The organism is Kurthia massiliensis, assembly GCF_000285555.1.
Classification (GTDB): domain Bacteria; phylum Bacillota; class Bacilli; order Bacillales_A; family Planococcaceae; genus Kurthia; species Kurthia massiliensis.
On record NZ_HE610997.1, the window covers coordinates 328,411 to 343,700 of the forward strand.

The following is a 15,290-nucleotide window of genomic DNA, read 5'->3' on the forward strand; positions in this document are numbered from 1 at the left end:
TCCGTTAGAAATCTACCTATTACCACATGTTTTTTTGAAAGGTATAGTATTTTTGTGACGATTTTCAATTTATTATAGCTATTTGGGTAGTTTGTTCTATAATGAAGATATCAATGATGGAGGTGCATTTAATATGGTCGATCCGTTAAAAATCACTAGCACACTCGCAGATGAAACGAGATATTCAATTTATCAACATATCATCAAAAATAAAGAAGCTTTTTCTGTACAAGAAATTGCAGACGTTTTCAGCATACATCCGAATGTTGCACGCCTACATTTGAAAAAATTAACTGACATTGGTGTATTGCACGCTGAATTCGAAAAGACTGGCAAAGGTGGCCGTCCCGGTCGACTTTACCGCGCGACAGAAGATGGTGTTTCATTGTCATTTCCTTATCGTGATGACAGTCAACTTATGGAATGGTTACTGGATATTTTAGAAGCATGCGGCGAAGAAGCAATTGAAGTCGGCAAGAAAATTTGCCATAAAAAAGGATTAGAATCTATTCAAAATATTTTACGTGCACGTCGTTTACAAATGGTTCATTTACCACTCGAACATAAAGTCGATCTAATTACAGAGACAGCAGCTTTAATTGGATATATCCCAATTATTCGTGACACACCAGAAGGCAAAATAATGAAATTTACCGTGTATAACTGTCCATTCCACAATGGTATTGCGAAACATAGTAGTTTTATTTGTGATTTACACGAAGCATACTTAAAAGGCCAATTCGAAGCATTGTTTGACGTTACAGAATTCAAACAAGTAGAAAGCATGGTCCATGACTGTAAATTTTGTTCATATCAAGTGAGTGTTTAAATAAAGAAGTGTGCTCCGCAAGGGACACCTTCTTTATTTAAAATGTATTAACACTATTGACATAGTGTTAATAGGGTTCTATAATATATCTCGTAGCTTAACTTTATCCCTCCCATTTAATATGGTGAGAAAACATCCCCTAGATGAAGATATTTGCACATATCTTCCAAGTTGAAGAGGCATCCATCGCCTCTTTTTTTTATGCAAAAACACGATCTCAAATGAGTATAAGAAAAACCGGAACCGCGCCACAGCGCGATTCCGGTTTTTTGTTACGAACGCTAAAAAAGGAAAATAACCTGTTTTGTACCAGCCTCTTATTCGTTTACTAAAATCCATTTAAAAACGGATTGTTCACCATTTCTTCTCCAACCGTTGTCGGCGCACCATGTCCCGGGTAAATAATCGTATCTTCATCTAATGATAATAATTGCTCATCAATCGATTGCAATAATACTTTCATATTGCCGTCTATTAAATCGGTACGACCAATACTACCTTGGAACAACGTATCTCCAACGATAGCAAACCCTTCTGATTCAAAAACAAATGAAATACTTCCCGGCGAATGACCTGGTGTATGACGGACATCCATCGTAAAGTCACCGATTGTTAGTAAACCATCTTCTGACAATATTTCATCCGCTTCGCGTACAATCATGTCTGGGATTTCACGGTATTTCCCTGACCCATTCAATGCAGGTTTTTGTAACCATGATTGTTCTTTTTTATGCACGTACACCGGAATTTGAAAAGCATCACGTACTTCATCAACTGCACCGATATGATCAAAATGTGTATGCGTCAATAAAATAGCTAATGGCTTCAATCCTTGTTTACGAATTTCCTTAATGAGCATACTTCCTTGGTCACCTGGATCGATAATTAACGCATCTTTTTGTTTGTTTGCGATAATATAACAATTTTCCTGTGCTAATCCTACAACATAACTTCTAATATTATACATACTCTCTCACCTCTCGCTCATTATACCGACACAAAAAAAGAACTTCCACTCATTTGGAAGTTCTTTTCGTACTATTTTACTTTTCCTGTATGATAGTCGTAAAAGCGGAGTAAATCGCCGTTGATCACTTTATCAGACATGCTTAATTTTTCTTGGGCATCGTCTTTTAATGGCGTACACGCATTTTGACCATCATCCACATCTTCATCTACGTCTAATTCTTCTCCTGTTTTGCGGTCATAACATGTCTCTGCCGCATAAACGAAGTCTTTCGTAATGAATCGACCATCGCGGAAAACGATGAAATCATCGTGGTCTTTCGATAATAAATCTGTGCCGATTTGAATATCATTTTTCGTATCCATACCGACTAAATGTAGCACTGTCGGACGGATATCTAATTCGCCAGATACTTCACTCGTCGTATCTGCACCTGTAGAAGCAGCGACTTTTTGTTTCACATCAGAATGTGGAATATGAATGAAGAATGGCACTTGTTGTAATTGTGCACTATCAAATGGCGTAATCTCATCTTTCTCTAAGTATTTCGCCATCGCTTTATTATGATTTTCAGAAATCCCATAATGATCGCCATACATAATGATCATTGAATTATCATACAATCCTTTTTCTTTAAGTGACTTAAAAAATACTTTTAACGCTTCGTCGGTATAACGAACTGTTTGGAAATATTGGTCGACCGTTTGATCACCTGAATCATATGCATCAATCAATTGGTCCTCTTTGTCTGATACGAACGGGAAATGGTTCGATAACGTTAACATACGCGCATAAAATGGTTGTTTTACATGCGTCATTAAGTCTGCTGACTGCTCCAAAAACGGAATATCTTTTAAGCCCCAATTCACAGAGTTATCATCATTCACTTCGTATGATTCGACGTCATAAAAATTTTGAATACCGAGTGATTGATACATTATGTCGCGATTCCAAAATGATTTTGTATTCGCATGGAAAACATTTGTTGAATAACCTGCTTCATTGAAACGTTTCGCCATTGATTGGAACTTGTTACTGGCATTCGTAAAGAATACAGCGCCACGGTTCGTGCCATACAATGAGTTTTCAACGATAAATTCTGCATCAGACGTCTTTCCTAAACCGGTTTGATGATAGAAGTTATTAAAGTATAACGTGTCTTTATCTTTCGTCAATTCATTTAAAAATGGCGTAATATCTTGACCGTTTACTTGACGATTGATGACAAAGTTTTGTGTTGATTCAACCGAAATAATAATGACATTGCGACCTTTTGCTAAACCGAATAATTCATCATTTTTCGTTTGACGTGCTTTTGCATAATTTGAAACGTCCGTTACTTCAGTACCATCTGCTAACGCACGTTGCGCATTCGATTTCGACTGCACATATACGTCATATAGATGGTAATTATATGTGCCTAAATTTTTCACGAGTACTTCGCGATCGAAACTACGCGTTAATAATTGTGGACGAGCTACTTCTGCTAAGCCCCAGTTTAAAAATAAAATCGCAAATGACAATGCAAAATACGTTTTACGCATACTTTTTGTCATATTAAATTGTTGCGATGCTTTCGGTACGTATTTAATGGCGATTAAAATCACGATTAAATCAAAGAAGTACCAAATGTCTGTCCAATTAATTAATGTCGTCACCGAGTTACCTAAGTCACCGAAATTATTCGTTTGGAACAAGACAGGAATTGTAATAAAATCGCTATAAAAGCGATAAAATAACACATTGCCATATAAAACGATCGACAGTATCACTTTAGTTGCTACAATATAACGATTGCTACCTTTCGACGTTTTGAAAAATAGTGAAAACCCATAAAAAAATAGTAAAAATGCTAATGGATTTAAAAACAAAATAATTTGCTGTAAAAAGTTTTCAATATCTAAATCAAAACTTGTTTGGTACGTCAAATACGTTTGTAACCATGTCGCCACAACCGCTACTAATAAAATCGAATGTTTTGGCCAATTCCAATTTTTCATCCAAACATCCTCACTTTCCACACAGTTGTTTTACATTTTCAAACAATCATTATCGTAATATGATTTTTCAAAAGATGCAACTATTCCCGATTTATGTAAAAATGAAGGAAACTTACATAAAATCGGAAGAAAAAGGCGCCTTTGTCGACAAATTCAAAAAGATGCGGCATGTGCGCATCTTCATGAAATCTTGTGTCAGGCAACCTTATTTACTGTAGCCTTCTTTTTGTAGACGAATTTCTTCTGAACGTAAAATATGACGTGCCTTTTGATATTCGCGAATATCTAAAATGCCTGCTTCATATAACGTACGAACTTCTTCTGCCATCATATGCAAATCACCGATGCGATTTTTCGTATAAATAAATGTTCCGAAACGTTTTAAATATTGTTGGATATCCATCAAATTTTCGATTTGTCCAACATCTGTTACGCGTTTAGCCATGTTGTTCTTCCTTTCGAATATGTGCACAGGAAATAATAGATTTCTCTGTCACAATGCGATCTATAGGATAATCATACGAATCTTTTGGTACTTTTGCAACCATCTGCATTGAAAAGCACAACGCAATGGTCTCACCTTTAAACGTTGGTAAGTAGCGGTCATAATAGCCGCCGCCATACCCTATTCTATACCCGCTTTGATCAAAAATGATGCCTGGCACAATCATCACATCTATCTCGAAAGCATCAACGCGCACCGTTTGTGACGGAACAGGCTCTAAAAGCGACATATAAACCGTTTCAAGCTGTTCGAAGCTCGTAAATATGTAAAAGTCCATCTCATGGGTTTTTGGCTTACAGCGTGGAACGGCGACTTGTTTTCCGAGCTGCCAAAGCTGTTCAATCAATCGGCGTGTTTCAACTTCTGGAAATGCTGAAATCGTTAAGCCAATGACATTTGCTTGTTCTATAGAAGACAATGTTAAGAGACGCGTTTGAATATTTGCACTCCACGTCTCGTATGTATGTATAGGTAGTTGTTGTAATTGCTGTTGCATCTGTTTACGTAAAGCTTTTTTCTCCATTAAAAGTCCCCCTTTATATAGAAAAAGCCAGTCTCGAAGCGAGGCTGGCAAGAAGCGTGATTACTTTGTTTCACGGTGAAGTGTCATTTTGTTATCACGAGAGCAATATTTTTTTAATTCTAAACGTTCTGGATTGTTACGTTTGTTTTTCTTAGAAATGTAGTTACGTTCGCCACATTCTGTGCAAGCTAATGTAATATTAACGCGCATTGTGTTATCCCTCCCACTCATATTTATTTTTAGTGAGCATGATTTATACGACTAGCCCATTATATCATATTTAGCATAAAAATCTACAAGTATTTCGTTTTTTTTATGTTACAATGTAGACAATTCGCAAATTTAACGAGGAATCCGTTATATTGGCGCTATAACTTTACAAATTGAGGTGAATGATTCGTGGATTTTTCCATTATCATCATGATTGTCGGTGTGATTATCGTCATTCTGTCGTTTTTTATCGGTCGTTCGAAAACAGCTGATCGCGAACTAGAAGAGCTTTCAGTCACATTGTACAAAGAAACATCACAAATTAAACGTCGACTAAAAGTAGTGGAAGAAGAATTAATGCTTGAAGGGCCAGCTGTGCCAGCAAATGCGACAAAAACGATGTCTATGCAAGGTGTGCATCAAATTTTAATTAGCCAAGTACTTGCACTACATAGCCAAGGATATAACGTCGCACAAATTGCCGAACGTTCATCGCTATCTCCTGCACAAATTGAACAAATTATTCAAAGGGGCAAATAGATATGGAATCGCTACGCGCATTCGGCATCGGCATTTTTCTTGCAGGTGCTGCTTTTACCATTTATCAACAAGTAGATAACCGTTCTGCTGTACAGCAAGATGAAAAAGCAAAAACAACTTACGAAACAACAATTCATAAATTAGAAAAAAGCAATGCGGCATTGACAGATGAAGTCGCACGCTTAGAAAAACAGCTATCGACACAAAAAGAGAAAACGGCATCGTCAAAAAAAGAAACAGCCGATACGGCTTCTCATGAAAAGAACCAGCCTGGCAATATCGCCGCAAAGGATTATGATTTAAACATTACATCTGCGATGGGCTCGACAGAAATTACAACACAGTTGCAACAAGCAGGAATTATTGCAAATGCACGTGATTTTGAAAAGCATATTATTGCGAAGCATAAAGCAACAAATCTTCAAAATGGCACATTTCACATTAAAAAAGGCATGAGTTATGATGACATTTTAAACGTCATTGCCAAATAGCAAAAAAGACGGAACCCGTAGAGGATTTCGTCTTTTTTATTACCCAAAACGTCCATTAATGTAATCTTTCGTCCGCTGATCTTTCGGATTTGAAAACATGCGTGTCGTCCGGTCAAACTCCACAACTTCACCATTTAAGAAGAAGGCTGTTTGATCTGAAATACGTGCTGCTTGTTGCATATTATGTGTGACGATGACAATCGTATAAGATTGTTTTAATTGTTGAATCAACTCTTCTACTTTTAATGTCGAAATAGGATCAAGCGCTGATGTCGGTTCATCCATTAAAATAACGTCTGGTTCAATCGCTAAACATCTCGCAATGCAAAGACGTTGTTGTTGTCCCCCAGATAAACTGTACGCATTATCATGTAGACGGTCTTTTACTTCATCCCAAATGGCTGCACGTCGTAGCGACTGTTCGACAATTTCTTGTAATATTTTTTTGTTTTTAATACCGTGTGTACGCGGTCCATAAGCGACATTATCAAAAATAGATTTCGGAAATGGATTCGGTTTTTGGAATACCATCCCAACTTTCGTTCGCAACATTTCTACCGGGTAATGTTTCGCCAATATATGTTCATCGCGATATAAAATATCTCCTGTCATTCGAACGTCTGGGACGAGCTCGACCATACGATTCAATGCTTTTAAATATGTTGATTTCCCACATCCAGACGGTCCAATAATTGCCGTTACTTCATGCTGTGGAATGTTCAAATGTATGTCTTTTAATGCATGCTTATCCCCATACCATAAATTAAATTGCTTCGTCTCATATACGTATCGTTCTGCTACCGATACGACTTTCATCTGCTCAGTTGTACGCTGTTGTGCAATTGCTTGAACCATATATATCCTCCTTAGTAGCGATGCTGGAATTTATGTCGAATCCAAACGGCAATGCTGTTCATCAAAATGAGTAATGTCATCAGAACGAGAATGCCTGCTGCTGCGACGTATTGAAACTCTTCTTGTGGTCGCTTCGCCCAATCAAAAATGAGCATCGGTAACGCCGTGAATTCACTAAAAATACCGTCTGGCAAAAATTGAATAATGACCGGTATGCCAATCACAACGAGTGGTGCTGTTTCTCCAATTGCGCGAGACAGTCCTAAAATACTTCCTGTTAAAATACCTGGTAAAGCAGCTGGTAATACGACTTTATAAATCGTTTGCCATTTCGTTGCACCCATACCGTAACTCGCCTCACGTAAGCTCGTAGGTACCGAACGAATCGCTTCTTGCGCTGCAACGATAATGACCGGTAAAATAAGCAAACTCATCGTTAATGCGGCAGCGAGTACACTTTTCCCCATGCCAAGCATACGAACGAAAATCGTTAAACCGAGCAATCCGAAGACAATCGACGGTACACCTGCTAAATTAGAAATGTTCATTTGGATAAAAGATGTGACGCGATTTTTCTTCGCATATTCTTCTAAATAAATTGCTGCACCGACACCGAATGATACTGCGACAGGTGCGACGATAGCAAGCATCGCAATCGAGCCGATAAGGCCTGCATAAACGCCGGCTTTTTCTGGGAACCGCGATGAAAATTGTTGTAAAAAGTCGAGCGATAAATAGCCTGATCCTTGTGTCACCATTCGATACAGTAATACGACTAAAATGATGAGCGATAAAATCGTCGCACTCGTAAATAAAACTTGAAAGAACGTATTGCGAAAACGTCGCTTTTTCGTTTGCAACGCGATTGCTTTTTCATGTATATACGTCATTCATATGCCTCCCTAAATCGCTTTGAAATCCAACGGGCTAAGATGTTCATACCAAACGTAAAGAGGAACAATGTAAACCCAACTGCATATATTGAATAATAGATCGTCGTGCCATACCCTGCATCTCCGGTTGATACTTGCACAATATAAGCTGTCATCGTTTGAATCGATTGGGCGACATCGAAGTTTAGTAATGGTGTCGAGCCACCTGCTAGCGATACGATCATCGTTTCACCGATCGCACGTGAAATCGCTAATACGACAGAGGCGACGACGCCTGATAGCGCCGCTGGTAGTACAACTTTCATTGCTACTTCTAACTTCGTTGCTCCTAATCCAAATGCCCCTTCCCGCAATGATTTAGGAACGCTAGAAAGTGCATCTTCTGACAATGAAGCAATCGTCGGTAAAATCATGATGCCAATCATAATACCTGGACTAATGGCGTTGAAAATTTGAATTTGCGGCACGATTTGTTGCAATAACGGTGTGACGAACGTTAAAGCGAAAAAGCCGTAAACGATTGTCGGAATGCCCGCCAGTACTTCTAACACTGGCTTCACAATTGTTCGCACGCGGTCGCTCGCAAATTCACTCAAATATAGCGCAACTGCTAATCCGAGTGGTAATGCGACAACAAGCGCAATAGCAGTCACTTTCAACGTACCGACGACGAGTGGCAAAATACCATAGACCGGTTCTCCTGCAAATGGGAGCCATTCACGTGCCGTCACATACTCGACAATGCTGACACGACTGAAAAATTCAATCGTTTCAAAAATGAGTGTGCCGATAATACCAATTGTCGTTAACACCGATATAAGTGCAGCGATAAACAATAAGGCTGGAACACCTTTTTCAAGTCGACGCAAACGACGTTTTTTTTGCTGTTGCGCAATTAGTTGCTGCACATTCAATGGCGTAGATGGCTTTTGTGAAACCATAACTTCTCTCCTTCTGCTTTGTCTATTCAGGCTTGAAAGCTTCTAGTTTTTTCATATCCTCTTCATAAACACCCTCTGGTGAGCGTACATAACCAACACTTTCCGCTAAATCCCCTGCATGTTCTAACGTATATTGCATAAAGTCATACATTGCTGGTTCTTTTAACGATTCGTTATTCGCATACATATATAGTGGACGTGAGAGTGGCGTATAGTCACCTGATTGGATCGTATCGTGCGTCGGTTCTACACCATTGACTTTCACCGCTTTCAAACGTTCTTTATTTGCTTCATAATAAGCGAATCCGAAGTAGCCAATTGCATATTTATCTGCTTCTACACCTTTCACGAGTACGTTATCATCTTCTGATAGCGTCGCTGATTTATCCAATTGCTGTTCTTCTAACACATCATTGACGAAGTAATCGTACGTCCCTGAATCAGTGCCAGGTGAATAAAATTTAATGTACTCATCTGGCCACCCTTTTCGAATATCTGACCATTTTTTCTTCTGACCGTTGTCGACCCAGATTTCCTCAAGTTCTTTCGTCGTCACATCTTGAAGCCAATCATTGTCTTTATGTACGACAATGGAAATACCATCGTAAGCAATTTCAAATTGCGTATAATCGATTCCTTTTTCTTTTAATTTCGCCGCTTCCTCATCTTTGATTGGGCGTGAAGCATTTGAAAAATCAATTTCCCCATTAATAAATTTTTCGAAGCCGCCACCTGTACCTGATACACCAACAGCGACTTGTACGTTGCGTTGCGTCGCCGCATATTCTTCAACGATTCCTTCAACGATTGGTGCCACTGTCGATGATCCATCTCCTGAAATACTTCCTTGCAGTTGCTCTGCTGCATTTGATGATGTTTCAGAAGATGAATTGTTGTTTGATTGTTCACCACCACATGCTCCTAATAATAATGCTGATGTTGCCATCGATGTCACCATAACGTACTGCCACTTTTTCATTAAAATCCTCCTCTGAACGTTTCGTTTGTTTACACTTTTTACTATAGAGAATGATTGTAAGGGCACTATATGATTTTTGTAAGGAACTATGAAGGGTTTGTAAATTGTGCGTAAAGACAAAAAAGACTGCTCCAAAAGGAACAGTCTCTCTGTAAAACGATTAACGCTTGATTTTTTCACCAACCGTTTGTTTTTTACTTTTCATTTCTTGTTTCTTCAATTTGAAGTAACCATCTACCGCTTCACGTGCCATCAAGTTGTTTGGCGTCGTATGGCTAGCTGTTGTTGACATCCAAGGAACGATAATCGCATAAGCAATTTCTGGATTGTCATACGGTGCAAAACCAACGTGAGATACTGTAATTGTATACGTTCCTAATTTTTCTTTTTTAGGACCTGAGTAAATTACTTCGGCTGTACCTGTTTTACCAGCAGCTTCATATTTCGCGTCGCTGAAGAACGAATTCGCTGTACCGCTACTCGTATTATAAACTTGCCACATACCTTGTTTTACGTGATCAATTTCAGATTGTGAGTTGTTAACATGATTCAATACATTCGGCTCAACTTCTTGGTCTAAGTTGCCTAAGCGTTTCCCATCTTCAGAAGGCTCATGCACTTCTTTTAATAAGTGTGGTGCGATACGGTCCCCACCATTGGCAACAGTTGAAACGTATTGTGCCATCTGTAGAGGTGTGTAAGTATCGTACTGACCAATTGATAAATCGAGATATTTACCTGGTAATGATTCTGTACCTTTGAAACCGGTGAATTCACCTGGTAAATCGATACCTGTCTCGACTCCTAAACCGAAGCGTGCATACCCATTACGCATTTTTTGGAAATCGGCTGCGCTGACGCTATTAATGTTTTGTTTACCGTAAGTAATACCGGCAACTTGTAATGCTGTTTTAAACATGTATACGTTTGATGATTTTTGAAGTGCTGTTAAGTCACTAATCGCTACAGAACCTGACTTGTTGAATAGAGAAGATTTTGTTGTACCGCCGAGACGCATTGGCGCATCGACGATAATTTGTCCAGGGTTAATAGCGTTATATGAGTACGCTGTTAACAGCGTACTTGGTTTAATAGCAGAACCCCACTCATAAGAAGACGTGAAAGCACCGATTGAGTAATCTACTACTTGCGTTTTCCCATTTTCATCTGCTTCTAATTTTTTACCACTCATCGATAAAATTTCACCTGTATGTGGATCCATCATCACAAGGAAGGCACGATCTAGCAGACCAGCTGTTCCTTGTGCTTTCGTTTGTAGTAAGTATTTTTCAACAATTTTATCATTTTGTTCTTGTAACTTACTGTCGATTGTAATAACAAGGTCTTTCCCTGCTTTACCTTCTCTGACAGTTTTCGTATCAACGACTTGTCCTTGTGAGTTCGTTTCACTTTTGACAATCGCTTTTTGACCTTGTAGTAAGTCTTCATATTGTTGTTCTAAATAACTTTTACCGACGCGGTCATTACGTGAATAATCACGCGCTAAATAGTACTGTAATTTGTCTGCTGGGATCCCTTCTTCAGGTGTCGTCGTTCTACCTAAAATCGCTAAATCTGATTTTTTCTTACGCGCCCAGTCAGTCGTTGTGCTTACGCCTGGTAATTCGTTTAAGCGTTCTGATACAATCGCAAACTCTTTATCGCTCACGTCATTACTTTTAATAATTTGTGGTGATAAATTATAACCTGCACGCATTTTGCTATAAATTGCTAGTACCTTTAATTCAGATTTTGTGAAAGATTTTAATTCTTTTTTCGTGATACGATCACGTGTTAAATCGTCAATCTTACGTTGAATCTCAGATGTTTCGCCACCTTTAGCTTGAATCGCCTTTTGCTCTTCTTTGCTAACTTTTTTAGCTGCTTCATCCGGATGTAGCTTAATCCAATAGTCTTGCTTATCTCGTTCAGTCAATTTAGATGTATCGATTTTAATTAATTTCGATAACTTCGTTGCTGTTTCTAACATTTCATTTTGTGTCGTTGTCGCATACTTTGTATACGTAATGGCATTTTTCGCCTCGTTATCGACAAGTACTTTACCGTTACGGTCGTAAATACGTCCGCGCGGTACACTTGTATTGACCGTTACTTCCTCTGTTTTTTGCAATTCTTTAACGTATTCCTCACCTTTTACGATCTGCATGTAACCAAGTCGTAAAATTAACACAGAAAATAGTACGAAAATCGAGAAGAAAAGAACATTCATTCGAAATGAAAGACTAGCACGAAGCTTAGCTTTCGGATTCGCTGCGCGCGTTTTTTTAGCTTTTTGTTTCCGTCGCATCAAATTCCCCCCTCCTGCTCAATTCACAATAAGTAGTATATCATTTTTCACCCTAAAAAACATAGAGAGTTAGATGGTTCATGCATTTTTTCGTCCATTAAAAAAGCACGCATATTCATGACGCGAAACACATATGATTTGTTCCATTTATCCTACAATATTTAAACGTGCCGTTTCGGCCACTTTTTACATTTTACGCACAAAAAAAGACGCCGCTTATGCGACGTCTTTTAATCATTTACTCGTAAAGAGAAAACGAAATTATTTTGCAGCAGCGTATAATTCTGCTACTTTATCCCAGTTTACAACGTTCCAGAATGCAGCGATGTAGTTAGGACGTACGTTTTGGTAGTTTAAGTAGTAAGCGTGTTCCCAAACGTCAAGACCTAGGATTGGTGTTTTACCTTCCATGATTGGAGAATCTTGGTTTGGAGTAGAAGAAATTTCTAATTCGCCGTTAGCAACTGATAACCAAGCCCAGCCTGAACCGAAACGAGTTTTTGCAGCAGCAGCGAATTGTTCTTTGAATGCTTCGAAAGAACCAAATTTAGCGTCGATAGCTTCAGCTAATTCACCTTCTGGAGCGCCTTTACCGTTTGGAGTAAGTAAAGTCCAGAATAATGAGTGGTTTGCGTGACCGCCACCATTGTTGCGTACAGCTGTACGTACTTCTTCAGGAACTGCATCTAAGTTTGCAATGATTTCTTCAACAGATTTACCGTCGAATTCTGATTTGCCTTCTAATGCAGCGTTTAAGCCTTGTACATAAGTGTTGTGGTGCTTGTCATGGTGGATTTCCATAGTACGAGCATCAATGTGTGGTTCTAGTGCGTCAAACGCGTAAGGTAATTGTGGTAATTCAAAAGCCATAATTCAAATTCCTCCTTGAGATAAGTAAATAATATTTTTTACACTCTTAGATTAACAAAAAGTCCTCGTTTGTTCAAATAAAATTCACTGAATCTGTATATTTCAGCCTTTTGACTGAAATCCTAGTAAACTTCAAGTATTAAACAACTATTATAAATATTACAATCATAACAATCTGTACAATACCTTTCGTAGCAATAGATGTTAAGAAACCGATCAAGGATCCAAAACCAATTTTACAACTTTCTAAAAATCCTTTTCGACTCACAAACCACTCAGCTACGATAGCACCAAGGAATGGGCCTATTAGTATACCAGCAAATGGAATTACGAATGGACCTATTAACAAACCGATCGTACTACCCCATATCCCCGCATTTGTGCCACCAAATTTTTTAACGCCTATCCAATTGGATACAGCATCTGCACCAAATAATAAAGCAGTTAGTAAAATTTCAATCGTCCAAAACCACCATGGCAAGTCAGAAAAGCTAAAAAACAAGCCATAAACGATAAATCCTGCGAAGATGCAAATGACAGCAGGAATAATCGGATATACGAGCCCTACAAAAGCTGCAATAAATAATAATACGATAATCGTCCACGCTAAAATCGTCATCGTTTCCCTCCTATTTAACAATCATCGCTTCAGCAATGTTAACGCAATGATCGCCAATTCGTTCTAAGTTGCTCATCATCTCACTAAAGATAATACCCGCATGTGCCGAACATTCACCATGATTGAGGCGATAAATATGTTTTTTACGATTTGCTCGTTCCATTTCATCAATACGTTCTTCTAATAGCATAATGTGCGAAATTAACGATAAGTCTACGTCATCAAATACTGCAATCGCTTTTTGGAGCGCTTCGCCTGTCACATCAAACATATCGTTTAATTCAATTTTTGCGAAATCACTAAATGCATGTCGTTGTCTCGTCAAATCATCATAAAGCTCAATCATATTTTCGATATGGTCACCAATTCGCTCTAAGTCTCTGACGACTTCTAACAACGTATGATGTCGTTCCGATTCCCCTTTTGACAATTGATGAGTAGAAATCGCTACTAAGTAATGTGTAATTGTTTGGTCGGCATGATTAATCATATCTTCTATATGAAGTGCCGCCGTCCGTTGATGTGTATCCCCTGTATGAATATAAGTCGTCATCGCTTGAAAGCCTTGCACACATAAATGCGCCATATGTACAGCTTCCTCTTTCGCTTGACCGATTGCTAAAACGGGTGATGCTTTAATTAAATGATGTTCTAAATGACTCGGTGCATACGTTGCTTGTGCATTCGCCCCAGGGACACATTTTTCAACAAGCCAAATAAGCACACCAATAAATGGTAATAATGCAATTGTCGTCACGACATTAAACGTACCGTGTGCAAAAGCAATCGTCATACGTGGCGTCATAGTTGTCGTCGTTTCAAGCCATTGTAAATATATGATGAACGGATGCATACCAATGAAAAAGATGATCGTGCCGATGACATTAATGAACACATGTGCCATCGCTGCTCGTTTCGCTACGAGCGTCATACTAAGAGATGCGAACAATACTGTCAATGTCGTACCGATATTTTCACCGTATAAAATCGGTAATGCTGCATCGAGTCGTAGCCCGCCCGCTTCATATAAGCCTTGGAGCAACCCGACCGTTGCACTACTTGATTGCACGATAGCGGTCGTAATAATACCGAGAAGGACACCTGTAACAGGTATTTCACTCAAATGCGTACTCCATCTTAAAAATACTTCACTATCGATGACAGGTTTAATCATCGTCGTCATCCAATTCAAACCGATATACATACCACCGAGACCGAATAAAAATTGTCCCATATGTTGTGGCCATTGTTTTTTTGCGAAGTAAATTAAAAATGCACCACACGCAATAATCGGAAAAGCCACACTTCCGATATGAAACCCTAGTAAAAATGATGTCAACGTCGTACCGATATTGGCCCCTAAAATAAGCCCAATTGATTGCCTTAAAGTCATAAAATTAGCACTCACTAGACCGAGCGTAATGATGATTGTTGCAGTACTTGATTGTAAAACCATCGCAAGCGCCATACCAATTAACACACCGATTGCTGGATGTGTCGTAAAGCGATGCAACAATAAGCGCAGTTGTTCCCCAGCCCAATTTTGCAATCCTTGGCTCATATATTTTAATGAAAATAAGAAAAAGCCGAGACCACCTACAAACTGAAATACGTGTTGCCAATCTACATACACGTCATTGCCTCCTCTTATCCGTTATACTTATTATTATGAACTTGTTGTAAATCTGTTGTAAACCGTTATTACCAAAACTTTACAACGTTTCTTTTTCATCGTTCAGCAACTTTTTCAAACGAAAAAC

The 15,290-nt window shown here is 38.7% G+C and carries 16 protein-coding genes; 3 read left to right on the forward strand and 13 right to left on the reverse strand.

What is annotated here, in order from left to right; all coding sequences use genetic code 11:
* Positions 1 to 133: 133 nt before the first annotated feature.
* On the forward strand, positions 134 to 829 hold the full coding sequence (locus KMHG_RS05980; RefSeq protein WP_010287882.1) for a helix-turn-helix transcriptional regulator: 696 nt from the start codon (positions 134 to 136) through the stop codon (positions 827 to 829).
* A gap of 328 nt (positions 830 to 1,157) precedes the next feature.
* Here KMHG_RS05980 and KMHG_RS05985 read toward each other — a convergent pair whose 3' ends face one another.
* From KMHG_RS05985 to rpmG, 5 genes are all read right to left on the reverse strand, one after another.
* Positions 1,158 to 1,796, reverse strand: a complete 639-nt coding sequence (locus KMHG_RS05985; protein ID WP_010287884.1) for an MBL fold metallo-hydrolase — start codon at positions 1,794 to 1,796, stop codon at positions 1,158 to 1,160.
* Positions 1,797 to 1,867: 71 nt separating this feature from the next.
* Positions 1,868 to 3,796 carry an LTA synthase family protein gene (locus KMHG_RS05990; protein ID WP_010287888.1) on the reverse strand — a complete coding sequence of 643 codons (1,929 nt, stop codon included), beginning with the start codon at positions 3,794 to 3,796 and terminating at the stop codon, positions 1,868 to 1,870.
* A gap of 205 nt (positions 3,797 to 4,001) precedes the next feature.
* Positions 4,002 to 4,241: a YqgQ family protein gene (locus KMHG_RS05995; RefSeq protein WP_010287897.1), complete on the reverse strand. Its 240-nt coding sequence runs from the start codon at positions 4,239 to 4,241 to the stop codon at positions 4,002 to 4,004.
* On the reverse strand, positions 4,234 to 4,824 hold the full coding sequence (locus KMHG_RS06000; RefSeq protein WP_010287900.1) for a 5-formyltetrahydrofolate cyclo-ligase: 591 nt from the start codon (positions 4,822 to 4,824) through the stop codon (positions 4,234 to 4,236). The genes KMHG_RS05995 and KMHG_RS06000 overlap by 8 nt, the downstream gene beginning before the upstream one ends.
* Before the next feature lie 60 nt (positions 4,825 to 4,884).
* On the reverse strand, positions 4,885 to 5,034 hold the full coding sequence (rpmG, locus tag KMHG_RS06005) for a 50S ribosomal protein L33 (RefSeq protein WP_010287907.1): 150 nt from the start codon (positions 5,032 to 5,034) through the stop codon (positions 4,885 to 4,887).
* 189 nt (positions 5,035 to 5,223) lie between these two features.
* Here rpmG and KMHG_RS06010 point away from each other — a divergent pair, with 189 nt between their 5' ends.
* The gene (locus KMHG_RS06010) at positions 5,224 to 5,574 is read left to right on the forward strand and encodes a hypothetical protein (protein WP_010287909.1); all 351 of its coding nucleotides are present in this window, start codon (positions 5,224 to 5,226) and stop codon (positions 5,572 to 5,574) included.
* 2 nt (positions 5,575 to 5,576) lie between these two features.
* Positions 5,577 to 6,065, forward strand: a complete 489-nt coding sequence (locus tag KMHG_RS06015) for an MltG/YceG/YrrL family protein (protein ID WP_010287910.1) — start codon at positions 5,577 to 5,579, stop codon at positions 6,063 to 6,065.
* 39 nt (positions 6,066 to 6,104) lie between these two features.
* Here KMHG_RS06015 and pstB read toward each other — a convergent pair whose 3' ends face one another.
* From pstB to KMHG_RS06055, 8 genes are all read right to left on the reverse strand, one after another.
* The gene (pstB, locus tag KMHG_RS06020; protein ID WP_390618815.1) at positions 6,105 to 6,881 is read right to left on the reverse strand and encodes a phosphate ABC transporter ATP-binding protein PstB; all 777 of its coding nucleotides are present in this window, start codon (positions 6,879 to 6,881) and stop codon (positions 6,105 to 6,107) included.
* Between the two features lie 50 nt (positions 6,882 to 6,931).
* Entirely contained in the window at positions 6,932 to 7,810 is an 879-nt protein-coding gene (pstA, locus tag KMHG_RS06025; RefSeq protein WP_010287912.1) for a phosphate ABC transporter permease PstA, read from the reverse strand.
* Positions 7,807 to 8,754 (reverse strand): phosphate ABC transporter permease subunit PstC, encoded by a 948-nt coding sequence (gene pstC, locus KMHG_RS06030; protein ID WP_010287913.1) that lies wholly within the window; start codon positions 8,752 to 8,754, stop codon positions 7,807 to 7,809. Before pstC ends, pstA begins: the two co-directional genes overlap by 4 nt.
* Before the next feature lie 22 nt (positions 8,755 to 8,776).
* On the reverse strand, positions 8,777 to 9,733 hold the full coding sequence (locus KMHG_RS06035) for a PstS family phosphate ABC transporter substrate-binding protein (protein WP_010287914.1): 957 nt from the start codon (positions 9,731 to 9,733) through the stop codon (positions 8,777 to 8,779).
* Between the two features lie 160 nt (positions 9,734 to 9,893).
* A complete protein-coding gene (locus KMHG_RS06040; protein WP_010287916.1) occupies positions 9,894 to 12,041 on the reverse strand; it encodes a peptidoglycan D,D-transpeptidase FtsI family protein in 2,148 nt (715 codons plus the stop codon).
* A 261-nt stretch (positions 12,042 to 12,302) separates the two neighbouring features.
* On the reverse strand, positions 12,303 to 12,911 hold the full coding sequence (locus KMHG_RS06045) for a superoxide dismutase (protein WP_010287920.1): 609 nt from the start codon (positions 12,909 to 12,911) through the stop codon (positions 12,303 to 12,305).
* Positions 12,912 to 13,050: 139 nt separating this feature from the next.
* Positions 13,051 to 13,530 (reverse strand): DUF456 domain-containing protein, encoded by a 480-nt coding sequence (locus KMHG_RS06050; RefSeq protein ID WP_010287921.1) that lies wholly within the window; start codon positions 13,528 to 13,530, stop codon positions 13,051 to 13,053.
* Positions 13,531 to 13,540: 10 nt separating this feature from the next.
* The gene (locus KMHG_RS06055) at positions 13,541 to 15,163 is read right to left on the reverse strand and encodes a Na/Pi cotransporter family protein (RefSeq protein ID WP_010287922.1); all 1,623 of its coding nucleotides are present in this window, start codon (positions 15,161 to 15,163) and stop codon (positions 13,541 to 13,543) included.
* Positions 15,164 to 15,290: the final 127 nt, after the last annotated feature.